16 protein-coding genes and 1 pseudogene are annotated in these 25,992 nt (G+C 43.4%); 6 read left to right on the plus strand and 11 right to left on the minus strand.

Annotated features, from left to right (window positions below; translation table 11 throughout):
• Positions 1 to 69 precede the first annotated feature (69 nt).
• A pseudogene (locus ACTQ16_RS01990) lies at positions 70 to 1,865 on the minus strand (AAA family ATPase).
• Between the two features lie 234 nt (positions 1,866 to 2,099).
• Here ACTQ16_RS01990 and ACTQ16_RS01995 point away from each other — a divergent pair.
• Both ACTQ16_RS01995 and ACTQ16_RS02000 read left to right on the plus strand, forming a co-directional pair.
• Positions 2,100 to 2,252, plus strand: coding sequence for a hypothetical protein (locus ACTQ16_RS01995; protein ID WP_181985913.1), 153 nt, complete (start codon positions 2,100 to 2,102; stop codon positions 2,250 to 2,252).
• Between the two features lie 10 nt (positions 2,253 to 2,262).
• Positions 2,263 to 2,697, plus strand: a complete 435-nt coding sequence (locus ACTQ16_RS02000) for an aspartyl protease family protein (protein ID WP_153139882.1) — start codon at positions 2,263 to 2,265, stop codon at positions 2,695 to 2,697.
• 108 nt (positions 2,698 to 2,805) lie between these two features.
• Here ACTQ16_RS02000 and carB read toward each other — a convergent pair whose 3' ends face one another.
• From carB to ACTQ16_RS02040, 8 genes are all read right to left on the minus strand, one after another.
• Entirely contained in the window at positions 2,806 to 6,039 is a 3,234-nt protein-coding gene (carB, locus tag ACTQ16_RS02005) for a carbamoyl-phosphate synthase (glutamine-hydrolyzing) large subunit (protein WP_441935872.1), read from the minus strand.
• A 137-nt stretch (positions 6,040 to 6,176) separates the two neighbouring features.
• Positions 6,177 to 7,256 carry a glutamine-hydrolyzing carbamoyl-phosphate synthase small subunit gene (carA, locus tag ACTQ16_RS02010; RefSeq protein WP_294968774.1) on the minus strand — a complete coding sequence of 360 codons (1,080 nt, stop codon included), beginning with the start codon at positions 7,254 to 7,256 and terminating at the stop codon, positions 6,177 to 6,179.
• Between the two features lie 75 nt (positions 7,257 to 7,331).
• A complete protein-coding gene (locus ACTQ16_RS02015; RefSeq protein WP_294968702.1) occupies positions 7,332 to 9,215 on the minus strand; it encodes an amidophosphoribosyltransferase in 1,884 nt (627 codons plus the stop codon).
• A gap of 108 nt (positions 9,216 to 9,323) precedes the next feature.
• Complete coding sequence (glmS, locus tag ACTQ16_RS02020; protein WP_295347791.1) at positions 9,324 to 11,228, minus strand: glutamine--fructose-6-phosphate transaminase (isomerizing); 1,905 nt, start codon at positions 11,226 to 11,228, stop codon at positions 9,324 to 9,326.
• Positions 11,229 to 11,289: 61 nt separating this feature from the next.
• Positions 11,290 to 12,090, minus strand: coding sequence for a polysaccharide biosynthesis/export family protein (locus ACTQ16_RS02025; protein WP_218417510.1), 801 nt, complete (start codon positions 12,088 to 12,090; stop codon positions 11,290 to 11,292).
• A gap of 194 nt (positions 12,091 to 12,284) precedes the next feature.
• Entirely contained in the window at positions 12,285 to 13,742 is a 1,458-nt protein-coding gene (gene pyk, locus ACTQ16_RS02030; RefSeq protein WP_294968708.1) for a pyruvate kinase, read from the minus strand.
• A 242-nt stretch (positions 13,743 to 13,984) separates the two neighbouring features.
• Positions 13,985 to 14,566: a LemA family protein gene (locus ACTQ16_RS02035; protein ID WP_441935873.1), complete on the minus strand. Its 582-nt coding sequence runs from the start codon at positions 14,564 to 14,566 to the stop codon at positions 13,985 to 13,987.
• A 70-nt stretch (positions 14,567 to 14,636) separates the two neighbouring features.
• A complete protein-coding gene (locus ACTQ16_RS02040) occupies positions 14,637 to 15,470 on the minus strand; it encodes a TPM domain-containing protein (RefSeq protein ID WP_441935875.1) in 834 nt (277 codons plus the stop codon).
• Positions 15,471 to 15,637: 167 nt separating this feature from the next.
• Between ACTQ16_RS02040 and ACTQ16_RS02045 the strand changes: the two genes are divergently transcribed.
• The 4 genes from ACTQ16_RS02045 to ACTQ16_RS02060 all read left to right on the plus strand — a co-directional run bounded on the left by ACTQ16_RS02045 (position 15,638) and on the right by ACTQ16_RS02060 (position 19,509).
• A complete protein-coding gene (locus tag ACTQ16_RS02045; RefSeq protein ID WP_153123056.1) occupies positions 15,638 to 15,925 on the plus strand; it encodes an HU family DNA-binding protein in 288 nt (95 codons plus the stop codon).
• 346 nt (positions 15,926 to 16,271) lie between these two features.
• Complete coding sequence (locus ACTQ16_RS02050) at positions 16,272 to 17,843, plus strand: Rne/Rng family ribonuclease (RefSeq protein WP_218417514.1); 1,572 nt, start codon at positions 16,272 to 16,274, stop codon at positions 17,841 to 17,843.
• 296 nt (positions 17,844 to 18,139) lie between these two features.
• On the plus strand, positions 18,140 to 18,457 hold the full coding sequence (locus ACTQ16_RS02055) for a heavy metal-binding domain-containing protein (protein ID WP_006847412.1): 318 nt from the start codon (positions 18,140 to 18,142) through the stop codon (positions 18,455 to 18,457).
• 17 nt (positions 18,458 to 18,474) lie between these two features.
• A complete protein-coding gene (locus tag ACTQ16_RS02060) occupies positions 18,475 to 19,509 on the plus strand; it encodes a threonine aldolase family protein (RefSeq protein WP_441935877.1) in 1,035 nt (344 codons plus the stop codon).
• Between the two features lie 722 nt (positions 19,510 to 20,231).
• Here the strand turns inward: ACTQ16_RS02060 and ACTQ16_RS02065 are convergent.
• The gene (locus ACTQ16_RS02065) at positions 20,232 to 21,794 is read right to left on the minus strand and encodes an AAA family ATPase (protein WP_441935879.1); all 1,563 of its coding nucleotides are present in this window, start codon (positions 21,792 to 21,794) and stop codon (positions 20,232 to 20,234) included.
• 315 nt (positions 21,795 to 22,109) lie between these two features.
• A complete protein-coding gene (locus tag ACTQ16_RS02070; protein WP_441935881.1) occupies positions 22,110 to 25,670 on the minus strand; it encodes a leucine-rich repeat domain-containing protein in 3,561 nt (1,186 codons plus the stop codon).
• Positions 25,671 to 25,992: the final 322 nt, after the last annotated feature.

Genomic DNA, 25,992 nt, shown 5'->3' on the forward strand with positions numbered 1-25,992 from the left:
TTACGTTCGGGCTACGCCCTCTCTACAGGGCACACAACTCTATCTGCTTGCAAAGGTAATCATTTTCCATCAGTTTTCCACCTTTCTGTGTCTACTTTTTGAGGGGCAGCACCTTGCCAACTCCCAGCCCTTGAACTGCATGATAATCTTGTGAAGAGTTGTGCCCTGGCGAAGAGCCTCAACCCTTGGAGCATCGGCATATCGCCTAATCTGTTCCACAGCATCCAACCATTGCTTCTCCGACTTTTTCATAGGGCTACCATCTTCCTTCAAGACATCCTTCAACTCTTCATCAAACTCCTTTTTAGAAAGAACCTTGAGTTCAAGGATATAGCTGTGCTGACTGGCATAATGGGTATGATCAGGCAACAGGAAGAAATCACAATAGCCATGATTCAACTCCAATTCGGGAGCCGTGATGTAATAATCGTTGAGGTTCAAGTATGCCATAAAGAAACCTTGCAGATTTCGCTCCGATTCTATTCCGTCACGCACAGAAGAAACCTTAGCGTAGGCTTCAGCCATGAAACGCAGTCCTTCCTCCCATACACCATCATAAGCCATATCATAATAGTAATCCGTCAATCTGTTGGTATCCACATACGACTTTGCCTGATACTCTTCTTCCAAATATCCGTAATACTGCTTGCGAACATTATTATTAGGAATGCCCAAAATCAACTTAGAACCACGTGTACCCTTGATGGTCAACATACCATAATAAAAAAGCAAACTTGGGAAGATTTCAGCCTTCGGTATCTGATAGGCAGCGAACTGCTCCTCCAGTTGGGCAACAATCTGTCCCTCTTCCGCTATCTTGCGGATGATACCCTTGCGCTCGCCATCCAACTTATCGAATTGCAAGAGTTTCTTCATCTTGCCATAATCGGTCTTGGTATTCGGGTCTATCATCTGCCGAGGAGAGCGTCCGTAATCCATGTAGTTGCGGAGATAGTAGAGCACCATGTCGCAATTAAACATTCTGACACTCTTATTCAATGCTTCTTCTGCAAAGCAATAGTTGTCGTACCAAGGCTTCATATCGTTGACGATGGCTTCCACATCGCTATCTGCAGGAATGCTTCCCATCTCCTTATAATAAGTGAACATCTCGACTACGTCCTTGGTAGAGAAGCCCAGCATCTCGTCGAACTCTGGTTTTACAGAGATATTCCATCCCACATTATACCCACTTGTTACATCATCCAGGGTTACAGGACTGACACCCATCATGAAGATGCGCTCAAAATTTCCCTTGAACTTCTTGAAGACATCACGATAGAAACCATCAGCATGAGTAATGGCATGATATACTTTCTCACCATGTTCATTGAGCACTACATTAGTAAAATTATCATACTCGTCGATGATAAGATAAAGCTGAAAATGATTTGCCTTGGCTGCATCAAAGATTATCTGCATTTTATCAGCATACTGTGTCTTCGCCTTGATTTCCTGAACCTTCTTATCACCATAATATGCGGATACTGCTCTGCAAAACTATCCAACTTGATACAGAGGTAGGCATTGAATCTTTCCTCCAAAATTTCAATCTTACCTGTAATCTGAGAAAAATCCAGGAACAGTACCTGGTATATTCCTTGCAGGGATGTAGGATGCTGCCCTATCCACAAACTACCGAAGAGTTTTTCGAAACTCTCCTTCTGATTACAGTCATAGTAAGAGTAGAGCATACTGAGAAACAGGCTCTTTCCAAAACGACGGGGACGGACGAAGAAGAGATTGCGAGGCAGCTTCTCCAGCTCTGGCAAAAACATCGTCTTATCGACATAATATAGATTCTGACTCATCACCGTGGCAAAATCAGATACTCCGTATGGTACTTGTTTTACTTGCTGTTTCATCATGCTATGAAATTTAACCAGTTTACATATGCAAAGTTACGGCTTTATTTTGAAACAACCAAAGTTTTCACTGCTTTTTTGGTCGCACAAGTATACAATCCCACATTATAAACACAGGATTTAACTGATACACCCTTAACATTTGATTATAAATCTCTAAAATTACAAGAAAAGTTTGGCTGTTTCGATTATTCAGCGTATCTTTGCAACAATAATAAAAGAAAGGAAAGCTATATGGAAACAAAAGACAAGAAAATACAAGTTCATACCATAGACTACAAAGACATCGACAAGTTTTTCCCTGCTCATAGCGAGATTACTATGTCTCCACTTCCGAAAGGACACATAGCACGACTTGCTACCATCCACAAGGTTAAGGCTCAATAAAAACTTCAAGATGAAAAAGTCTATTACACAAAAATATCCTGCAAAGGCTGAAAGCATTCTGTCAAGTTGTTTTGTGATAAAACCTGCAACTAACAATAAACTTGAATATTGCGAAGCCAAGGATGTCCTTTGGGATACAGGTGCTACAAACACTATTATATCCAGAAACATAGCAGATGCTTTAGGGTTGGAACCTATCCAAAAAGCCATGATTGCAGGAATTGGCGGAAATGTAGAGGCTTACACTTATAAAATCAGCCTATATTTTGCCAAAGAAGGTGCTTGGATAAAAGATTTGGAAGTTCTTGCTTGTGATTTAGAAGACAATGACATTATCATTGGCATGGACACCATTACACGAGGAGACTTAGCTATCACCAACAAAAATGGAGAAACATGGTTCTCTTTCCGTATTCCTTCACAAGAGCATATTGAATTTGAGTAAGACGTTTATTATCTAAAAAATCCCTGCCATAGGAAGCCTTTCCTACAGCAGGGATTTTTCTATTGGGAATCATCAAGAATGACTTAACTGTCAATTCTTAACTACTAACTATTTATACTCTCCCCAAGCCTTGATATCGATATCCTCGAGCTTGGTGGTGCAGAATGCATAGATGAAGGCACTCGCCAGACGGCTGTTGGTAATCAATGGCACGTTCAGGTCGATGGCGGCACGGCGAATCTTATAGCCATTGCTCAACTCGCTGCTGGTCAAGTTCTTCGGAATATTCACTACCATATCAATCTCGTGGTTGTGGAGCATCTCCAAAGCCTTAGGCGCACCGCCTTCTTCCTCCTCTGATGGCCAGAGCACACGGGTGTTCTCAATGCCGTTCTCGGTGAGGAACTTGCTACTACCACCGGTTGCATACAGCTTGTAACCATGCTTAACCAGCATCTGGGCAGCATCGAGCAAATCTACCTTCTGCTTGGCAGAACCTGTAGAAAGCAGGATGTTCTTGGCTGGAATGCGATGACCCACAGAAAGCATACTCTTCAGAAGAGCGGTAGATGTATCGTCGCCCAAGCAACCTACCTCACCCGTACTGCTCATATCCACACCCAATACTGGGTCTGCCTTCTGCAAACGGTTGAAGCTGAACTGGGATGCCTTGATACCTACATAGTCGAGATCGAAGAGGTTCTTGTGTGGCTTTTCTACTGGCAAACCGAGCATCACACGGGTAGCCAACTCGATGAGGTTGATCTTCAATACCTTGCTCACGAATGGGAAAGAACGGCTGGCACGCAAGTTACACTCGATAACGAGAATATCATTGTCACGAGCCATGAACTGGATGTTGAACGGACCGTTGATGTGCAACTCCTTGGCAATCTGACGACCTACTCGCTTCACACGACGAACTGTCTCAACATACAACTTCTGAGGAGGGAACTGGATGGTAGCATCGCCTGAGTGAACACCGGCAAACTCGATGTGCTCGGAAATCGCATAGGCAATCACCTCGCCATTCTTTGCCACAGCATCCATCTCAATCTCCTTGGCATGTTCGATAAACTTACTAACTACCACTGGGTGATCCTCACTTACATTGGCTGCCAACTGCAGGAATCGCTTCAGTTCTTCCTCGTTAGAACATACGTTCATCGCAGCACCAGAAAGCACGTAGCTAGGACGAACCAATACAGGGAAGCCTACCCGCTCGATGAAGTTGTCAATGTCCTCCATAGAGGTCAGGGCGCTCCACTCTGGCTGGTTGATGCCATTGTTGGTCAACATCTGAGAGAACTTGGCACGGTCCTCAGCGTTATCGATGTCCTTGGCAGCAGTACCCAGGATTGGCACGTTCTGTGCATCGAGGTGCATAGCCAGGTTGTTTGGAATCTGACCACCTGTAGATACGATGACGCCATGAGGCTGCTCCATCTCGATGATATCCATCACACGCTCGAAGGTCAACTCGTCGAAGTAGAGACGGTCGCACATATCGTAGTCGGTAGAAACGGTCTCTGGGTTGTAGTTGATCATCACAGAACGCCAGCCTTCCTTGCGGATGGTGTTCAATGCCTGAACGCCACACCAGTCGAACTCTACTGAAGAACCGATGCGGTAAGCACCTGAACCGAGTACGATGATAGAACGGTGATCGTTCTCGAAGGTGATGTCGCTCTTCACGCCAGCGTAAGTTACATAGAGGTAGTTGGTCTGAGCAGGATACTCTGCTGCCAGGGTATCAATCTGCTTCACTACAGGCAGGATGCCATAGCTCTTGCGCTTGTTGCGAACCAGGAGGGCTGCCTTGTGCATGTTGCCCAACTCCTGCTCCAAGCCAACGGCACGGGCTACCTGGAAGTCGGTAAAACCGTAAACCTTGGCGGTGCGGAGCAAATCCTGGTCAAGAGTATTGATGTTGCACTTCTTCATCGCCTCGTCGATGTCGATGATGTGCTTCAACTTCTCAAGGAACCACTTGTCAATCTTGGTCAAGTCGTGAATCTGATCTACGGTATAGCCCTTGTGCATTGCCTTTGAAATCACGAACACACGCTTATCTGTTGGCTCGCGCAAAGCTGCATCAATATCGTCGATTTCAAGTTCCTTGTTCTCTACGAAACCGTGCATGCCCTGACCAATCATACGAAGACCCTTCTGGATGGCCTCCTCGAAGTTGCGTCCGATGGCCATTACCTCACCTACTGACTTCATAGATGAACCCAACTCCTTATCTACGCCACGGAACTTAGACAAGTCCCAACGAGGAATCTTACAAACTACGTAGTCCAATGCTGGCTCAAAGAAGGCAGATGTGGTCTTGGTTACAGAGTTCTTCAACTCAAACAGACCGTAACCCATACCGAGCTTGGCTGCAACGAAGGCAAGAGGATAACCGGTAGCCTTAGATGCCAAGGCAGATGAACGGCTCAAGCGGGCATTCACCTCGATTACGCGATAGTCCTCGCTCTTAGGGTCGAAGGCATACTGCACGTTACACTCACCCACGATTCCGATGTGACGAATAATCTTGATGGCGAGGGCACGGAGCTTATGATACTCTGCATTGCTCAGGGTCTGAGATGGAGCGATGACGATACTCTCACCGGTATGGATGCCCAATGGGTCGAAGTTCTCCATGTTACAAACTGTGATACAGTTGTCGTAACGGTCGCGAACCACCTCATACTCAATCTCCTTCCAGCCCTTCAAGCTCTTCTCTACCAATACCTGTGGAGAGAAAGAGAAAGCCTTCTCTGCGAGTTTGTTCAGCTCCTCCTCGTTGTCTGCGAAACCTGAACCGAGTCCACCCAAGGCGTAAGCAGCACGGATGATGACAGGATAGCCGAGCTCAGCAGCAGCCTTGCGAGTCTGCTCTATGTTCTCGCAAGCCTCGCTCTTGATGGTCTTCACGTTGATTTCATCCAGCTTCTCTACGAAGAGCTCACGGTCCTCAGTATCCATGATAGCCTGTACTGGAGTACCCAATACCTTGACATTATATTTCTCCAGGATGCCCTGGCGATAGAGTTCCACACCACAGTTGAGGGCAGTCTGGCCACCGAAACTGAGGAGGATACCGTCTGGCTTCTCCTTCTGGATGACACGCTCTACGAAGTATGGCTGCACTGGCAGGAAGTAAATCTGGTCGGCAACACCTTCTGATGTCTGTACGGTTGCGATATTCGGGTTGATGAGCACAGTCTCGACACCTTCTTCGCGCAATGCCTTCAGGGCCTGCGAACCTGAGTAGTCGAACTCACCTGCTTCACCGATCTTCAAGGCTCCAGAACCTAAGAGGAGCACCTTCTTTATATTTTCGTCTTTCATCTTTATTTACTTTGAATTTTGAACTTTGAACTGTTTGATTACTTTTCCTTTGAACTTTGAACTTTGAACTGTTTGATTACTTTTTACTTGCAAGCACAGTAAGCTAATCATAAAGTTCAATATTCAAATCTCAAAGTTCAATGTTTGAGTGTTTCTACAAACTTATCAAACATGAACTCTGTATCCACAGGGCCTGAGCAAGCCTCTGGGTGGAACTGGCTTGAGAACCAAGGGTTCACCTTGTGGCGGATACCCTCGTTAGAGCCATCATTCATATTTACAAAGAGTTCCTCCCAGTCGTTGCCCAATGTCTTGGCATCAACGGCATAACCGTGGTTCTGAGAGGTGATGTAGCAATTGTTGGTTCCTACCATGCGCACTGGCTGGTTGTGTGAACGGTGACCATACTTCAACTTGTAGATAGTAGCACCGGCAGCCTTGGAAAGCAACTGGTTACCCATGCAGATACCGCAGATAGGCTTGCGGCTCTGGCTGATCTGCTTGCGAATAATATTAACAGCATCCTCACACATATCTGGGTCGCCAGGACCATTGGCAAGGAACAGTCCGTCGAAATCCATATCGGTGTAATCGTAATTCCAAGGCACACGAATCACCTCAACGCCTCTGTTGATGAGGCAACGGATGATGTTTGCCTTCACACCGCAGTCAACGAGAACCACCTTCTTGCCGGCACCCTCGTTGTAACGGATAATCTCCTTGCAGCTCACCTGGTCAACGAAGTTTACACCCTCGTAGTTAGCCTCAGGGATGTTGTCTGGTTCATCATCAAAGAGAATCTTACCCATCATCACACCATGCTCACGAAGCACCTTAGTCAACTCACGGGTATCGATGCCTGTGATTCCTGGCACCTTTTCGCGCTTCAACCAGTCGGCAAGACTCTCCACTGCATTCCAGTGGCTGTACTGCTCGCTGTAATCATTCACGATGATGGCAGAAGCATAAATCTTGTCACTCTCCATGAAGGTTGGCAAACCGTTCTCCTCGAAAGTAAATGGTGGCACACCATAGTTGCCCACGAGAGGGAATGTAAGTGTCATCAACTGACCGGCGTAAGAAGGGTCGGTCAAACTCTCTGGATATCCCATCATGGCTGTGTTGAACACAACCTCGCCCGCTACAGGAGCATCATATCCAAAAGATTTGCCATGGAACTTGGTTCCATCACTCAAAACTAAGGTTACTTTTTTCATATCTGACATTTGATTCTTTTATTTCATACTTATAAGAGCAAATGAATTCTTCACTCTTCGTTCTTCTCTCTTCACTTATTTATGATAAACGTTTTCGATATAGTTCACAAACGACTGGTTGCAGAGCTTCGTGCCGCCTGGGGTTGGATAATGACCGGTGAAATACCAGTCGCCCTTGTGGTTTGGAATCGCCTCGCGCAAGCCCTCGATACTCTGGAATACGAGCTGGATAGGAGTGGTCATGCCCTCCGGGCGAAGCATCTCTACTATCTTCTCGTTGATTTCCTCGATGGTGAATGGCTTGTAGATGGCACGCACCGGGTTCACCTGCTCCTCCTTCGGCTTGGCAAGTTCTGCCTTGCATGCCTCGTAGGTCTGCTCGATGAAGTCCTCCATCTTGCGCTCTTTCAAAAGCTGGATGGCCGCACGGAACACGCAGAACTCTTCCAGTCTTGCCATATCGATGCCGTAATAATCCGGATAGCGGATCTGAGGGGCACTGGATACGACTACAATCTTCTTAGGATGCAGACGGTCGAGGATGCGGAGGATACTCTCCTTCAGGGTAGTACCGCGCACAATACTGTCGTCGATGATAACGAGATTATCCACATTCGGCTCGATGCTTCCGTAGGTTACATCATACACGTGGCTCGCCAGGTCGTTGCGGCTGTTGCCCTCGGTGATGAAGGTACGGAGCTTGATATCCTTCCATGCAATCTTCTCCGAACGGACGAAATCGCCGAGAATATCGTATAATTCTTCCTTAGATGGAATATGGTCGAGGTTGGCAATCTGTTCTATCTTGCTTTCGTTGAGATACTTCTTGAAACCGCTCAACATGCCATAGTAAGCCACCTCGGCTGTGTTCGGGATGTAGCTGAACACGGTGTGATCTACATCGTAATCCACTGCCTTCAGGATAGGCTGGGTCAACTGCTCGCCCAACTGCTTACGCTCCTGGTAGATATCCTTGTCGGAACCACGGCTGAAGTAGATGCGCTCGAATGAGCAGGCAGAATCACCCTTCTGCTCCATGATGCGTTCGATGCTGCACTCGCCGTTCTTCTTCACGAGAAGTGCCGTGCCCGGCATCAGCTCCTGCACATCCTCTGCCTCCAGGTCGAAGGTGGTCTGAAGCACAGGGCGCTCGCTGGCTACTACTACGATTTCATCGTTCTTGTAGTAGAAAGCAGGACGAATGCCCCAAGGGTCGCGCATGGAGAACATCTCTCCCGAACCGGTGATTCCACAGACCACATAACCGCCGTCGAAGTTCTTCATCGTGGTCTTGAGCACATTGCTCATCTTCACGTGGTCTTCGATGTAGTTGGTGATGTCGGTGTTCTCCATCTCCATCGCCTTTGCTGCCACGAAGTTTCGCTCCACCTCTCTGTCAAGTCGGTGGCCCATCAGTTCGAGCATGATGTAGGTGTCGCTGTAGATGCGTGGGCTCTGGCCCTGCTTGGTCAGCTCCTGGAAGATTTCATCTACGTTGGTCATGTTGAAGTTGCCGCAAAGGCAGAGGTTCTTCGCCTTCCAATTGTTGCGGCGCAGGAATGGGTGCACATACTGGATGCCACTCTTTCCGGTGGTACTGTAGCGCAGGTGTCCCATGTAGAGTTCGCCTGCGAAAGGCAGTTCCTCTTTGGCAAACTTAGCATCAGCAAGCTGCTCGGGAGTCAGGTTCTTGAAGTTGGCATTCGCCTTGCCGAATATCTCCGTCACGGCGTTCTTACCCTCTGCACGCTCACGAAACATATACTCATGACCAGGCTTTCCGCCCAGTTTGACACAAGCCATACCAGCACCCTCCTGTCCACGGTTGTGCTGTTTCTCCATCATCAGATAGAGTTTGTTGAGTGCGTACATCCAGGTGCCGTACTTCTGCTGGTAATACTCTAATGGCTTGAGCAATCTGATCATTGCTACGCCACATTCATGTTTCAATGGTTCCATCTCTCAATTATCCTTTATCTTATTTAGTTAAATTTGAATATACCTACTGCGAAGGGATACCCCTCCAAAAAAAGGGAAACGTCAAGAAACGACGATTCCCTTTATTTTTTATTCGACAGTAACTGACTTGGCCAAATTTCTAGGTTGGTCAACATCCTTGCCCTTACATACAGCTACATGATAAGCCAGAAGCTGCAAAGGAATGGTAGCCAATAATGGCTCCAGGCACTCCAAGGTCTCAGGGAGTTCAATCACTTCGTCGGCAATCTTGGAAATAGTTTCATCACCCTTGCTCACAATGGCAATGACACGACCCTGACGGGCCTTGATTTCCTGGATATTAGACAAGACCTTCTCGTACATGAAGTTGTGGGTAGCGATAACTACCACTGGCATATCGCTGTCTATCAATGCGATAGGACCATGTTTCATCTCCGCTGCAGGATAACCTTCAGCGTGGATGTAGCTAATCTCCTTCAACTTCAATGCACCTTCAAGGGCTACAGGATACTGGAATCCGCGACCCAGATAGATGAAATTGCGCGCATACGTAAAGGTACGGCTCAAGTCAGCTATCTTATTGTTCAGCTTCAACACTTCCTTCATCTTGGCAGGAATGTTCCAAAGCTGCTCTGTAATCTTCTGATATTCGTTTTCACTGATGGTTCCCCTCTCCTTACCGATGGCAAGTGCCAGGAGGATAAGAACGGTAACCTGACCGGTGAACGCCTTGGTAGAGGCAACACCAATCTCCGGACCTACATGAATATAGGTACCCGTATCTGTCTCTCGTGCGATGGAAGAACCGATAGAGTTACAGATACCATAGATAAACGCACCGCTCTCCTTGGCAAGCTTGATGGCAGCCAGGGTATCAGCGGTTTCACCACTCTGGGAAATGGCGATGACGACATCATCCTTCGTTACCACAGGATTGCGGTAACGGAATTCTGATGCATATTCCACTTCCACTGGGATGCGACAGTAATTCTCTATCATCTGCTTGCCGATGAGTCCAGCGTGCCATGATGTTCCACAAGCCACGATGATGATTCGCTTGGCATTGAGGAGCTGCTGGCGATGGTCGGTGATGGAGCTGAGCACTACGCCCATCTCTGTCTCCGTCTTGCAGGTTGTATCGTCGCCATCTGTCATCACACGGGTTTCCACGGTGCGACTTACCACACGGCCACGCATACAGTTGCGCAGGCACTCAGGCTGTTCGAAGATTTCCTTCAGCATGAAGTGAGGGAAACCGCCCTTCTCTATCTGACCAAGGTCAATGTCCACGGTCTGCACCTCAGGGTTGAGCTTTACGTTCTGGATGTTTACGACCTGCAATTCCTGACCGAGACGCATCACAGCGATGTTGCCATCCTCCAGATAAACCACCTTATCAGTATATTCGATGATAGGACTGGCATCAGAACCGAGATAAAACTCTCCGTCCTCACCGATACCTACAACCAATGGACTCTGCTTGCGGGCAGCAATAATCTGGTCAGGGTGACGCTTGTCAAGAATAGCGATGGCATAAGCGCCAATCACCTGACGGAGCGCTACCTGAACGGCAGTCAACAGATCAAGATCCTTCTTCACCTGAATGTATTCGATGAGCTGTACGAGGACCTCTGTATCGGTCTCGCTCTTGAACTCCACACCCTTGGCAATCAGGTTTTTCTTGATGTCGGCATAGTTCTCGATAATACCATTATGAATCATGGCAAGATTCTTGCTGGAAGAATAATGAGGATGAGCATTCACAGCTGAAGGCTCTCCGTGTGTAGCCCAACGAGTATGAGCGATACCCACATGTCCAGAAATATCCTTGTCTGAGCAGAACGCTTCAAGATCTGCCACCTTGCCCTTTGACTTATATACGTTCAAAGAGCCATCATTGCTAATAAGGGCTACACCCGCAGAGTCATACCCGCGGTATTCCAAACGCTTCAACCCCTTGATGAGAGCTGGATAAGCATCTCCCTTACCTAAATATCCTACTATGCCACACATACTTATATATCTTTATATGTTGTAAATCTGTTTATTATTCCTGACCTTTTCTCTCTTTCACTTATCGCAAGATATTGACCACCAAAGAGGCTATAGATGTCAAAATGCTCAATCCCGACATAACCAATGTAGTGGAAGAACCGATAGCAGAATTCTGTGCCTTTACCTTGTTAGGCTCAACATAGATAATATCATTCTGCTGAAGATAATAGAATGGCGAACTGATGACATTAGCATCATTAAGATTCAAACGATGATAATGTTTCTCACCCTGTGCATCCTGACGAATCAGAATCACATTATCACGTCTACCGTAGATTGTCAAGTCACCAGCCTGCGCCAAAGCCTCAAGGATACTCATCTTCTCCTGTGGTACAGAAATTATACCAGGCTTGGTAACCTCACCCAATATCGAGACATGATAGCTAGCCATACGAACAGTGACGATAGGATTTTCCGTTTCTGCCAAATAAGGTTTTACCTTGCTCTTTACAAGATCCTCGGCCTCTTTCTTGGTCATGCCTCCTACGTGCAGTGTCCCAACAACAGGAAACTCGATATTACCATGATTATCTACCAGGTAGCCCTGCAATGTTCCGCCAGAAGTACTCAACTGTCCACCAGTACCAATTGTATTAGAAACAGACAAGTTGAAAGGCATCGCAGCCTTTGGATCTGTGGTAATCACGGTAATGGTCAGTTCATCCTTAGGCATAATCTTTGCCTCATAAAGAATTCTAGAACCCGCTAAACTGATAGAATCAATGTTTTGAAAATAAGCCACGCTCTTGGTGCTACCGCAACTGCCGAGCATCAAGACCATAGTTAAAGCGACAAGCGCTGAAAGAATGATTTTTTTCATCACAAACAAATTTCGTTATACATTATTGGTGCAAAAATACAGCATTTTTTTGAATGCTGCAAATATTTTGCACCAATAATTTCAGAAATATTTATTTTTTATGAAATATGTAGCCTTTTTGGCTTCACACGCAAAGAAAAGAGTACTATAATTCACCCCAAATTGCATTCCTGAAGCGAAAACCTGACGGCTTTTTATTTCTTGTCTTCTATTCCATTTGATGGCAGATTGAAAGTATAGCTATTGTCGAAGATCTTCTTTACCTTATTGATTTCAACAAAGGTAGTGCCACCACCCTCGCCAAAGCTACCACTCAAGTATGCTATCTTATTCTCTTCCTGCAGATATCCTTTCTGACGAAGCATACGCACAGCTGCTGTGAACATATCCTTAGAAGAAACATGATCTTTCTGATGAATAGGAATGATGCCATAGCTCAGGTTCAACCAGCGCTGAAGCTTCTCCTTATAGCAGATGGCAAGTACAGGATTTGGGCCACGGAAGGCAGCCAAGTCGCGTGCAGTCTGACCGGTTTCACCATCAGTGATGATACCAGCCACGCCCAACTGCTTGGTAGCTTCAATAGCAGCGTGAGCCAAAAAGAGTTTCTGGTCTATTTTACCGCCATCCATAGGATTGATGTCGTTAAGAGGTGACTTATCCTTCTCTGCCTGCTCGGCAATACGAGCCATAGTCTGAACTGCCTCTACTGGATATTTACCGCTAGCAGTTTCTCCAGAAAGCATCAAGGCATCTGTACGATAGAAGATAGCATTGGCAATATCAGTTACCTCTGCTCGGGTAGGACGCGGATTCTTAATCATGGTATGAAGCATCTGGGTAGCCACAATAACTGGCTTTTGAGCCTTCACACACTTGGCGATGATTCGGCGCTGGATACCCGGAATCTTCTCTATAGGCACCTCAATACCCAAATCTCCACGGGCAACCATGATGCCGTAGCAAGCATCAATGATTTCATCAATATTATCTACACCCTCCTGGTTTTCAATCTTAGAAATAATCTTGATATCACTGTTGTGAGCATCCAAGATGTCCTGAACAGCCTTTACATCTGCTGCACTACGCACAAATGAGTGAGCAATGAAATCAATATCCAATTCGATAGCCAACTCAATATTCTTACGGTCTTTCTCCGTAAGTGCAGGCAAATCGATATGCTCACCTGGTACATTCACGCTCTTATGAGCACCCAGCATACCCTCGTTCTGAACTTCTGCCACAAGCATAGGTCCTTGAACCTCCATCACCTTCATGTCGAGTTCGCCATCATCAAACAATATGTCATCACCCACCTTTACGTCAGCAGCAATATCTGGATAGCTTAAGTTCACGATATCGTGAGAAGACTCCATTTCCGGACGACCGAAGATTTTCACCACGTCACCTATATTATAATGTATAGGTTCCTTGACGTCAGTAGTACGCACCTCAGGTCCCTTAGTATCAATCATGATACCAATATGTGGAGACACGGCTCTAACATTCTTGACAATGGTACGGATTCCATCTTCTGTAGCATGTGCGGTGTTCATACGAACCACGTTCATACCCGCAAAAAACAGTTTTCGGATAAAATCTTGATCGCATCTGCGATCACTGATGGAAGCAACAATCTTTGTTTGTTTCATATTTGTAATTACCTTGTTGAAATATCAATGTTATCGTGACTTTTCAATCACATTTCCCAAATTTTGTGCAAAGGTACAAAGAATTTCTGAAAAACATATCATCTTAATTACAAAATATATATAAAATATTGCGATACTTTCAGTTTGAAAGAAGATTACAACAAAAAAATCTAGCCAAGAAGGAATTCCTTCATTGGCTAGACTATCATTCTACAAACAATTCCATATCATTTTTATCAGAATCAGATATCCAAAACTGGAGCCTTCTCTGCTCCTGCAGATGCCTCGAATTTCGGCATGGTCTGGAAATTGAAAATACCAGCAATAAGGGCAGTTGGCATTTTTCTAGCTGTCTGATTATAAGCCTGAACAGCATCATTATATTTGCGACGGGCTTCACTGATACGATTCTCTGTACCCTCTTCCTGAATCTGCAAAGACTTGAAATTCTCACTAGCCTTCAACTCCGGATATTTTTCCGCAACAACCATCAACTTGGAGAATGCATTCGCCAATTCTCCTTGAGCAGCCGTATATTCCTTCAACTTAGCTTCTGTCAGATTGCTAGCATCCAGCTTAACCTGACCAACAGCTGCACGAGCCTTGGTTACAGCTTCGAAAGTCTCCTTTTCATGCTTGGCATACGCCTTCACGATCTTAGCCAACTGTGGCATCATGTCGGCACGACGCTGATACTGAGTCTGTACGTTTGCCAACTCGGTGGTAGCCTGCTCCTGCTTCTCTACCAAACCATTATAACCACTGAATACCCATAGCACCAACACAACGATGACGCCTAAGATAATCCATCCTGTTTTCTTCATAATCCTTTTATTTATTAATTATACATTGTTATATTATTGACTATTGATTACCTGCGTAAACTACTAACTATCACCAGCTTCCTCCGGAGCCACCTCCTGAAAAAGTTCCGCCGCCAAAGGATCCGCCAGAGAAGCCGCCTCCTCCACCGCCAGAGAATCCTCCGCCGCCCATGAAGAACGGCGGCAACCAGTCGTCATCATCTTTTCTTCTCCGCGACTGGTTTCTCCCCTTGCCCTTCGGTCTTGGCTTTACCAAACCTACCTGCTCCAGGATGTAACGGATGAGGTAATAAATCGGGATTCCGAAAAAGAGAAGGAACAGGATAACAACTAGTGCCCAATCCTCTTCATCATTCACAGTCCCCTCGTCTACCGACTCAATTCCGGTGCGTCCGCTTTTCACCTTATTATATATAGCACGACTCACGGAGGCAACCGCCTCTCCAGGTTTGTCTTCCCGCATGTTCTTCACGATGCAAGCCCTAGCGATATCATCACAGTCTACATCCGTCAACTCGCCCTCCAGTCCACTACCGGGAGCGATAAAATACTTATGGTCTTCTACAGCGATGACGACGACCAATCCTCTTCGGCTTTTCTTATATCCGATACCATATTTATTGCCCACATCCTGTGCCATCCGGAAAGCATCCTGATTATCCACCTTGCCCACAATGATAAGCACATTCTGCACACCACATTCCAACTTCAACTTCTGCAGATAGAAATTGGCAGAATCCTTCTGCGCCTTATCTAAATAGCCATCAGGATCGGAAACATATTGCGTAGAATCCTGCAGGAAAGGAATCGGCACATCATCCGCTTTCCATTCCCTCTTGGCAGCCAACGACAAGATGCCGAATGCCACAAACACAATCAGTGTAAAATATCTCTTAAAAGCCATATTTTCTCATTTTTGATGCAAAAATACAGAATAAAAACCTAATATGCAAATACTTAGAGCATTTTTTTTGCAAAAAAAACCTTAACTATTTTGTTATATCATAAAAAACTTGTATCTTTGCACACCGATTTAAGATAAATAAGTAAAATAAACAAAATATACAAGAAATGACAAAAGCAGATATCATCAACGAAGTATCGATGAACACAGGTATTCCTAAGAAAGAGGTTAGCACTGTGGTAGAGGCATTCATGGACGAAGTCAAGAAGTGCCTGATCGAGAAGAAGGATAGCGTATTTATGCGCGGTTTCGGTAGCTTCAACATCAAGCATCGTGCAGCAAAGACTGCTCGTAACATCTCTAAGAATACTACCATCACCATCCCAGCTCACGACTTGCCAAGTTTCAAGCCTTCTAAGAGTTTCATCGAGGAGATGCAGAACGCAGCTAAGTAATCGCAGAGGTCGATTTACTTTAGCTATAATTTAGAGAATATTTCTTTAGCGAGATATCATTTATTATAATAACAATATTTTAAAATTTTAAAATCATGCCAAACGGAAAGAAAAAGAAGGGCCACAAGATGGCTACTCACAAGCGTAAAAAAAGATTACGTAAGAACAGACATAAGAGCAAGTAAGCTTTTTTAAGCTGATTTGCTCTCAGTCAGTTCGTCGACTGAGGGGGCGTGTCGTATCAAAAGGGATAGGCATGCCCCTTTTTAGTAACTACTAAATTGATTACTAAGACTTTCTTCTAGTAACCAATAAGTTTAATGTGTAAAAAGATTAATTGAAGACTATGACAAGCGAAGTTGTAATTGACGTCCAACAGAAGGACATCTCTATCGCACTCATGGAGGATAAACAGCTGGTAGAATATCAGAATGAACCTCGTGAGGCCTCGTTCTCTGTGGGAAACATCTATATCGCAAAAGTTAAGAAACTGATGCCAGGTCTTAACGCTTGCTTCGTAGATGTAGGTTATGAACGCGACGCCTTTCTTCATTATCTTGACCTAGGAAGTCATTTCAATTCCTACCAGAAGTACCTTAAACAAGTACAGAGCGACAGAAAGAAACTTTTCCCATTCTCTAAAGCCAGCAAGCAGCCAGAACTGGAAAAGGACGGAAGCATTCAGAATGTCTTGAAAACAGGACAGGAAGTGCTGGTACAAATCGTTAAGGAACCAATTTCTACCAAGGGTCCTCGACTCACAGGCGAAATTTCATTCGCTGGTCGATACTTGGTACTCATGCCATTCGGTGATAAAGTTTCTGTCTCGTCGAAAATCAAAAGCGGTGAAGAACGTTCCCGACTCAAGCAACTCATGCACAGCATCAAACCAAAGAATTGCGGTGTTATCGTCCGCACTGTGGCTGAAGGTAAGAGAGTCGCTGAACTCGATGCTGAGCTGAAAGTCCTGGTGAAGCGATGGGAGGATGCTATCGCCAAGGTACAGAAGACCCAGCAGCGCCCGCAACTCGCATTCGAGGAGACCGGAAGAGCCGTCGCTCTCTTGCGTGACTTGTTTAACCCATCTTACGAGAACATCTTCGTCAACGATGAAGAAGTAATGAACGATGTAAAAGACTATGTTTCTCTAATAGCCCCTGAAAAGGCGGGCATAGTCAAGCTCTACACTGGTAAGGTGCCTATCTTCGACAACTTCAGCATCACCAAGCAGATTAAAGCTGGATTTGGTCGTGTTGTCAACTACAAGCATGGTGCATATCTCATCATTGAGCACACCGAAGCTTTGCATGTTGTCGATGTAAACAGCGGCAATCGTACTCGTGAGAAAGGTCAGGAAGCAAATGCTCTCGATGTAAACCTCGGCGCTGCCGATGAGTTGGCAAGACAGTTGCGTCTCCGAGATATGGGAGGCATCATCGTTGTCGACTTTATCGACATGAATCTTGCAGAAGACCGACAGTTGCTCTATGAACGCATGTGCAAGAATATGCAGAAGGACCGTGCCAAGCACAACATCCTTCCTTTGAGCAAGTTCGGACTGATGCAGATTACCCGCCAGCGTGTTCGCCCTGCGATGGACGTAAACGTAGAAGAAACCTGCCCAACCTGCTTCGGCACGGGCAAAATCAAATCGAGCATTCTCTTCACCGACCAGTTGGAAAGAAAAATCGACCGCCTAGTCAACAAGATTGGCGTCAAGAAATTCACTTTGTACGTAAATCCTTACGTAGCTGCCTTCATCAATAAGGGCTTCATTTCCCTGAAACGGAGATGGCAGTTTAAGTATGGTTTCGGCTTCAATGTGATTCCATCTCAGAAACTGGCATTCCTCCAGTATGAGTTCTACGATCAGGATAACCAGTATCTGGATATGCAGGAAGAACAGGAAACAAAGTAAATTTTTAATTCTAAGAAAAAAGCTCCATTCGCAATCAGATACGAATGGAGCTTTTTTTCTTGCTTATACTTTATTATATATAAGACAGTTTAACGCTCTTTTCTGAGCGTTTGCCGAAAGCAGCACCATCATGAGTGCTGCCGAAAACATCAATCTCTTGTTCATATAACCCATAAATATTTATCTTTAGATGCAAAAGTAACAAATATTTTTTGATTTTCTGCAACCTTTTGCTATCTTTTATCGTCTAAGCTATAAATAACATTGATAATAACATAAAAAGAAAGGAAAAAATTATGATTTTAAGTACAACTCCAACCATAGAAGGCCACCCTATCCGTGAATATCGTGGCGTAGTAACTGGCGAAACCATCATCGGTACCAACTTTGTGAAGGATTTCTTTGCCAGCGTTCGTGACGTAATCGGTGGCAGAAGCGGTTCTTACGAAAGTACACTCCGCGAGGCCAAGGATACAGCCCTCAGAGAGATGGCCGACCGTGCTGCATCCCTGGGCTGCAACGCCATCGTGGGCATCGACCTGGATTACGAAACTGTAGGCAACAGCGGCTCCATGCTGATGGTAACATGCAGCGGAACGGCGGTGATTATCTAATATTATCATTATATCATATGATTTCATTCGAAAGTGATTACAACAATGGTATGCTGCCAGAGATTCTAGAGGCTCTTGGCAAGACAAACAGTGAGAAAACATCCGGTTATGGTTTTGATCCATACTCAGAATCTGCAAAAGAGAAAATCCGTAAAGCCGTGGACAATGAGAATGCTGAAGTGTTCTTCCTGATAGGCGGTACACAGACCAACACCACCGTTATCGACTCCGTGCTCATGGGATGCGAAGGAGTTATCTGTGTGGAGACCGGTCATATCGAGGTACATGAATCTGGAGCAGTAGAAGCATTTGGTCATAAGGTCATTACGCTACCGGGAGAGAACAGCAAGCTAACATCCAGCACCCTGTCTGCATATATGGATACTTTCCTTGCCGATGAAACGCATCCTCACATGGTGCAGCCAGGCATGGTTTATATCTCAATGCCGACAGAGTTCGGAATGGTCTACACCAGGGAAGAATTGACTGCGCTATATGCAACCTGCCAGAAATATAACCTCCGCCTCTTCATCGATGGTGCACGACTGGGATACGGTCTGGTTTCAGAGGCATGCGACTATGACTTGCCATTCCTTGCCAAGCATTGTGATGTATTCTATATAGGTGGAACCAAGGTGGGCGCCATGATGGGCGAAGCTGTTGTATTCTCAGGCATGAAGGCACCAAAGTATTTCTTCACTAACATAAAACGTCATGGAGCCTTGCTTGCCAAGGGCAGAATGCTAGGCATCCAGTTTGACACGCTGTTTACGGATAACCTCTATTTCAAGATATCGCGCCACGCCATCGCCATGGCTACCCGTATCCGCAGCATCTTCCAGAAGCATGGCATCGCTATCGCCTACGATTCTCCAACCAATCAGCAGTTTGTCGTACTTTCACCTTCACTCTACGATGCTCTTTCCAAGAAAGTTGCATTCGAAATATGGGAAAGAAAGAGCGATACCGAAATCATTTGCCGATTTGTAACGAGTTGGGCAACAAAGGAGGAAGAACTTGATGAACTGGAACATATTCTTCAGACTCTATAGCCGGAGAGAGCTATCTTTCCATTAGCGTGTTTTGAGAAGAAAAGTATATATACAAAAACGACCCGCACATTTGAGCATCGTTGAGAGGCTTGGCGGGTTCTCGTGCTGCAAAGATACGAATAATATTTGATAATACAAACTTTTGAGCAAGAAAAAAACAGCCAACCTTCAATAAAATATTTGAAAGTTGGCTGTTTTTCATTTAGATAAACCTTGGTAATTGGTCTTCATTTATAATTGAATTTAGCCTTTTTAACTACAATATTTTATATCTATCATTATAAATTTCTTTCTTCTGTAGCAGAGCGAAACACTTCTGAAATGACTTGCCATGTTTTTCTTACTTGGTCATAATTCAATCCCGATTGTGAATGGAGAATTTGGCTTATCAAATAGCTTCTCTCCTCGTTGATACTCTCTTTTCATGGCAGTTCTTCGCTCTTTAGGAGACAGGCTTCAAGATGACTTTGGAGTATGATACAGAGCGAGATTACAATGAATGATTTGTTTAAGCAATAAGTGATTCCATTCCAACTTATTGACTATCAATACATATTGCGTGGTAGTGATATTTATGGTTGCATAAAATAATAAAAAGAAATGAGACTGGCAAGCCTTCAAGAGATTATTTTCTATCTTTCTGTTTTTTCCGAAAAATGACAAGAGGAAACTAGTGTGGTGACCTTCATCAGATGAAGGCCACCAACTTTCTTCTATTTCATTTATTCTATCACCCAATCCTCAATACTTCGCTGGTTTTCAGAGAAGTTAATACCCACTTTCACAACCTTCCGCCCATCATCAGCAAAAGCCTTGGCATAGTCCTTGTCGCTGATTTGCGCCATGGCGCTGTCGGCAGACTTCTTATATTTCAACGCAAAGATAAAGATACTTTTATCCGTCTTGAGCACAAGGTCTATTCTTCCATGAGAAGTGGTATGCTCCACCTTCACATCTTCGCCAAGCATGGTGAAGATGGTGAATATCACGGCTTGATAGTGACGCTCATTATTGTTGATAATCGTATATGGGAACTTATCATAGAATGCCTTCAAGTGAGGCATAAAAGCTTCCATGTCATCATTGATGAGCACATTCTTGGAATAAGCATACACGATGGCATCATATCTGTTCATGTCTTGCGCAGTATAATACCTGACGAGACTTTTCGAGAAGCCTTGTCTTACTTCTTGATTTGGAAAACAGAGATGATACAATTTTCCCCTTCGCTCATATCCTTTAATGGTAAGATAACCACTTTGGAAAAGAACTGGAATCGGGTCTGTAAGCTTTTCTGTAGGGGTATCAAAACGATCGTCATTAACCCAAAGGTCGTCCAGATTGAGCATGTCCAAATTTTTCTGCTGCAACAACTCTACCAGGAACGTAGGCGTACCGGATGTAAACCAATAGCTATTAAACTCCTTATCGTCCAGAGCATTGATAATGCTGTAAGGATTGAAGATATCCTCGCTATTGATACTGAAGTGGTAGCCATCATAATGCAGCTTGAGTTGTTCTAAGGTCTCCTCATAAGTAAGCCCATTATGTTCAGCCATCTCCTCGATACCCTCACGGAAATACTGAGACAATTCACTCTTGGTAATACCACAACAGCTGCTGTATTCATCCTTCAACGTGAGAATCTTGAGATTATTCAACTCGCTGAAGATGCTGAGCTGACTAAACTTAGAGATGCCTGTGATGAATACAAAGCGAATGTTTCCCTCTTGCTGCTTCAAGGGACTGAAGAAATCTCGCATGATGTTGCGGATGGTCTTCTGCAAGTCTTCGTCACTTACAGAATCATGCATCGGGGCATCATACTCATCGATGAGAACGACAACTTGTTTACCGGTTTGAGCCGTGGCAGCCAGCAAGATATTCTTGAGACGTGCGCCAAAAGACTTCTCATCTATCGGATTAACCTTTAAACCATATTTTTTCTCTTCTATTTCTAGTATTCCGTTTAGAATTGAATATGTATTCTCCAAACTATAATACTTACCGCAGCTCAGATCCAAGTGGATGACGGGATATGCCGTCCACTCCTTCTCCATCTGTTCGATGGCAAGTCCCTTGAACAGTTCTTTCTTACCTTCAAAGTAGGCCTTGAGAGTAGATACAAACAAGGATTTTCCGAATCGACGTGGGCGACTCAGAAAATGAAACTTGGCATAATGAGCCAACTGATAGACGATAGCCGTCTTGTCAGCATAGAAGTAATTCCCCTTCACGATTTCGGAGAACGTTTGTATTCCCAAAGGATATCTCTTTGAAGCCATAATCTTACTCTTAATAATTAATGTACAAAGATACAGATAATATTTCAGAAAACAAGCGTTTTTCTGATTATTAACAATATATCACTGCAAAAATAGAACCGCAATTCAACAAAACATGCTTTAACTGGGGCGGTAACTGCCTTAAAAAACGACCCGCACATTTGAGCATCGTTGAGAGGCTTGGCGGATTCTGTTGCTGTAAAGATACAAATAATTATTGATAATACAAACTTTTGAGCAAGAAAAAAACAGCCAACTTTCAATAGCATATTTGAAAGTTGGCTGTTTTTCATTTATAATGTTTCCTGCAAGTTTTTACTTGGCTAATCTCTTTTTTCCATTCTGGATTACTACGCCCTTATAACTACCGTCAACTCTCTGTCCGTTCATATTATAAATAGGACAATTGCTTGCATCTGAATCCAGAGTGACATTATTGATTCCTGTAGAAAAAGCTACGTTTACTTTTAATCCTGTAGGATAAATACCATCATAGGTAGTTCCCGAAATCTTCATACTCAAATCGTAGACTCCAGCCTCTTTCAACTCAACCTCTTCGCCATTCTGATAGAAGATAGGAGTAATATCGTAAGGCATATTGTTGACTCCATCAAAGAGAACTTTACCATCAGCAGACGGTTCATAGTTCAACTTATTTACAGTGTACATATAAGTCACATCTTCTGCAGGGAGCTGAGACCCAGGAAGAACAAAGATTTTACCATTTGTTGGCTTCCACATATCACAAGATGTAAGGTAATGAGAAAGACATATGGCAATGGTTGGTACAAAACGCTTTCCATCAGAACTTTGAATATCAAATTCCTTGATATTACCTAAAATAAGAGAATCCATACCTATATTAATAGTTCCTCTATACTGGTCATTACCAAAATCATATACAACAGACCGATTAACTGTCAATTTATTAAGCTGTACCTTATGATGGTCAAAATCTTGCGAAGCATCAAATGCTTTAAACAAATAGATTTTACTAGCCCCGTCACTACCTTCCAAAATCACATTTCCTGTAGTAGTTATTCCTTGATCAGGAAAATTCCCATAATATGATGTGAGTATATCACCTTGAACAGATGAAACACTTTCTGGAATTGTTAAATTATTAATACTAAACCACCCAAAAGGAGTAACATCAGTCATAGCTTTTGGGAACACAAATGTACCAACTCCACCATAACCAAAACTAAGGCCTTCACCACTATGGGCGTGAGCATCAAAAACTTTGTAATCAGCATAATTAAAACAAGATCCGTCAAAAACAGCTGTACTTGGCAAATACACAGAATCTGCAGAGCATCCCATGAAGGCCATATACCCCAACAGTCCTACTCCCTCATGCAAAATGATTCTGTGGGCATTTTTACCTGAAAGAGCATACTGTCCTATAGAACCTACCGTTGCGGGAATATTCAATTCAACATAATTTGCTTTCTGAATACCTATATAATTATAATAACTGTTACAATCACTCAATTTAAATCCATCATCAACAAAACCAAAAGCAAAGTCGCCTATGTTTTTTAAACCATCATTAAATACCACTCTACTAATCTTTGCATTACGATAAAAAGCATAATTGCCAATTCTCTTTAGGTTCTTAGGAAAATACAAAGAAACGAGTTTTAGATTACCATAACAGAAATAATCACAAATTTCAGTAACCTTATCACCTATAGTTAAATCCTCAACAGAGGAAAATCCGTTACCTTTAGTCACAATTTTCTCCCAACCATACAACTCGTCTTGCCCTTCATAAGTACCAACTTTTACATTTCTTCCCATATACAAGCTAGTAACCCTGCCGACCATAGGATTATTACCAAAATCCAACACATCATCAGCATCCTCTAGTTCGAGATTAGTAAGTTTCTCGCTTGAGGAGAAATCTGATCCTATATATTTTACATACTTTCCAATTGTCAAATTCTCCAACTCAGGCATCCAATCCAATTGAGACGAAACATTTCTTCCCATATAGAATTTCTTTATTTTATTGTCCGAAAGTGTGCCTAGTTCTAGCTTCTTATCGCCTTCTTTCAAAATTAAAGAAGCCAAGGAAGAACAGCCTGTACTAGAACCTATGTAATCAACAGAACTTGGAACGGTTAAAGATAAAAGGTTTGTACAATTATCAAATGCTCCCTTTCCAATATACATTAACTCTTTATTCAGCTTAATAGATTGGATATTCTGATTAGCCAAAGCTTTTGCAGCAATACAAGTTACGGTCTCAGGAACACTATATTCCTTATCTTCAATGGTTCCCTTATATTGATAGAGTACAGAACCTATCATAACAGGTCCGTTTTGTACAGCATCAAACAACTTAGTACCTTCAAAAGCACCATCAAACACTATCTTTACATGATTAGTATTTCTAACTTCTGCCAAATTTGAGCAGCCAGAAAAAGCCAGATTACCTATCGTATCAGTATTTTCCGCCAACGATACTTGCTCCAAAGATCTACAACCCGCAAAACTTGAAGTAGAAATATTATGTACAGTGGTATTTGATAAATCCACTTGCTTCAATGCTGTTGCATTTTCAAAAGCAGAATTATTTATACTTTCCAAAGATTTTGGAAAAACTACTTTTTGTAAAGAGCTGCAATCCTTAAAACAAGCATCTGATATTCCCTTAATTTTAGTATTGGACAAATCTATTTCTGTCAAAGATGACATACCCAGAAAATCTTTACCTGAAAGAGTTAATAAAGAAGAAGGTAAGTTTAAAGTTACAATAGAGGAACATCCCTTAAAACATTCATAGCCTATTCCTGTTAAATTCTGAGGGAAACGCACTTCTTCCAAAGCATAACAATTTGCAAAGCAACCAATTTCCTTAACGTTCGTTTTGCTCAAATCTACTTTTACCAAATTCTTACAATAAGCAAATGCATTCATGTAAATATCACACAGTGAAGCTGGTAAACTTAATTCTTTAAAGCCACAATCTTCAAAAGCATTAAACCCAATCAAAGATACGTTTCCCCACTCCATGTTCTCCAAATTTTTACAAGAACTGAAAGCTTCTCTCTGAATTTCGGTTACATTTCCATTTAATTTGAATGAAGTAAAACCGCAGCCAGAAAAAGCACTTTCACCAATAACAGTCACTGATGCAGGGTACTCTACGGATGACAGAGAAGAACAACCCTGAAAACAACCATTTGGAATACTTGTTATGTTCGCTTTAATAGAAACTCTTGTTAGAGATGTACAATCAGAGAAAACAGAAGTACCCAAATAAGATAACTGTGCAGGAATTTCAACATTCTCAAGTTTGGTAGAAGCAAAAGCACCATTTCCTATTGATTCAACGTTAGATAAATCAACACTACTCAAATTCGAGCAGCCATAGAATGCGTCATCAGGTATATTCTTTATATTGCTGCCAAACAAGACTTTAGCCAAGATTGCATTTCTCACAAATATACTGACCTTCAAATTTCTCCCGATTGTAACTTTCTCAATACCACAATTTTTAAAGGCATCACTTTCTGCATCCAATCTGTCCTCACCTTCTGCCAACACAAGTTTATTCATGTTGACACAATTCTCAAATGCACCAGACTGAATGTACTTGATATTAGCAGGTACTATTAATTTCTTAATGTCTGTGCAAGATAAGAATGCTGAACCTTGAACCGTTGTTACACGATAATCCTTTCCACCATAAGACACAATGGATGCCAATGTTAATTCTCCATTTTCAGGAATTTCGCTATATCCTTTAATGATGGCGGTATCTGCATTTGCAACATAACTAATACCATCTACCTTAAAAGAGATTGCGAATGACTTTCCTACAACGAGGGAAAGACCTAATGCAAGAAGTAAACTTTTTACCTTCATACTCTTCTCTTGTTTGCCTTCCGTCGCCTCCAAAGGACATTCTATTTATGAAAGAAGCGTGGCGCTGACTATGCCACACCGCAAATTGAAGGCCGTAGGAAAAGCCCATGCATACAGATATGGAAATAGCAGCCCACGCTATAGCGTGAGAACCACTATGCCCTCCTTGTATGCATTTGAAAGTTTCCTACGTTTTCAATTTACAAGATAAGCATAACGCCTCTTTATATTCTAATATGTCTTGGAGATGGTATACACCAAATCCGCCCCAAAATTACAAAACTTTCTCGACATAGCCATGTTTTTTGGGAAAAACTTGCAT

The organism is Prevotella sp. LCP21S3_D2, from assembly GCF_052118345.1.
Taxonomy (GTDB): domain Bacteria; phylum Bacteroidota; class Bacteroidia; order Bacteroidales; family Bacteroidaceae; genus Prevotella.

Bases quoted from the DNA above. Each gene is read 5' to 3' on its own strand.
- ACTQ16_RS02065 (WP_441935879.1), bottom strand. From the start codon at position 21,794: ATGGCTTCAAAGAGATATCCTTTGGGAATACAAACGTTCTCCGAAATC.
- ACTQ16_RS02035 (WP_441935873.1), bottom strand. From the start codon at position 14,566: ATGAAGAAAACAGGATGGATTATCTTAGGCGTCATCGTTGTGTTGGTG.
- pyk (WP_294968708.1), bottom strand. From the start codon at position 13,742: ATGAAACAAACAAAGATTGTTGCTTCCATCAGTGATCGCAGATGCGAT.
- ACTQ16_RS02055 (WP_006847412.1), top strand. From the start codon at position 18,140: ATGATTTTAAGTACAACTCCAACCATAGAAGGCCACCCTATCCGTGAA.
- glmS (WP_295347791.1), bottom strand. From the start codon at position 11,228: ATGTGTGGCATAGTAGGATATTTAGGTAAGGGAGATGCTTATCCAGCT.
- ACTQ16_RS01995 (WP_181985913.1), top strand. From the start codon at position 2,100: ATGGAAACAAAAGACAAGAAAATACAAGTTCATACCATAGACTACAAA.
- ACTQ16_RS02045 (WP_153123056.1), top strand. From the start codon at position 15,638: ATGACAAAAGCAGATATCATCAACGAAGTATCGATGAACACAGGTATT.
- carB (WP_441935872.1), bottom strand. From the start codon at position 6,039: ATGAAAGACGAAAATATAAAGAAGGTGCTCCTCTTAGGTTCTGGAGCC.
- ACTQ16_RS02050 (WP_218417514.1), top strand. From the start codon at position 16,272: ATGACAAGCGAAGTTGTAATTGACGTCCAACAGAAGGACATCTCTATC.
- ACTQ16_RS02060 (WP_441935877.1), top strand. From the start codon at position 18,475: ATGATTTCATTCGAAAGTGATTACAACAATGGTATGCTGCCAGAGATT.
- ACTQ16_RS02040 (WP_441935875.1), bottom strand. From the start codon at position 15,470: ATGGCTTTTAAGAGATATTTTACACTGATTGTGTTTGTGGCATTCGGC.
- ACTQ16_RS02070 (WP_441935881.1), bottom strand. From the start codon at position 25,670: ATGAAGGTAAAAAGTTTACTTCTTGCATTAGGTCTTTCCCTCGTTGTA.
- ACTQ16_RS02025 (WP_218417510.1), bottom strand. From the start codon at position 12,090: ATGAAAAAAATCATTCTTTCAGCGCTTGTCGCTTTAACTATGGTCTTG.
- ACTQ16_RS02015 (WP_294968702.1), bottom strand. From the start codon at position 9,215: ATGGAACCATTGAAACATGAATGTGGCGTAGCAATGATCAGATTGCTC.
- ACTQ16_RS02000 (WP_153139882.1), top strand. From the start codon at position 2,263: ATGAAAAAGTCTATTACACAAAAATATCCTGCAAAGGCTGAAAGCATT.
- carA (WP_294968774.1), bottom strand. From the start codon at position 7,256: ATGAAAAAAGTAACCTTAGTTTTGAGTGATGGAACCAAGTTCCATGGC.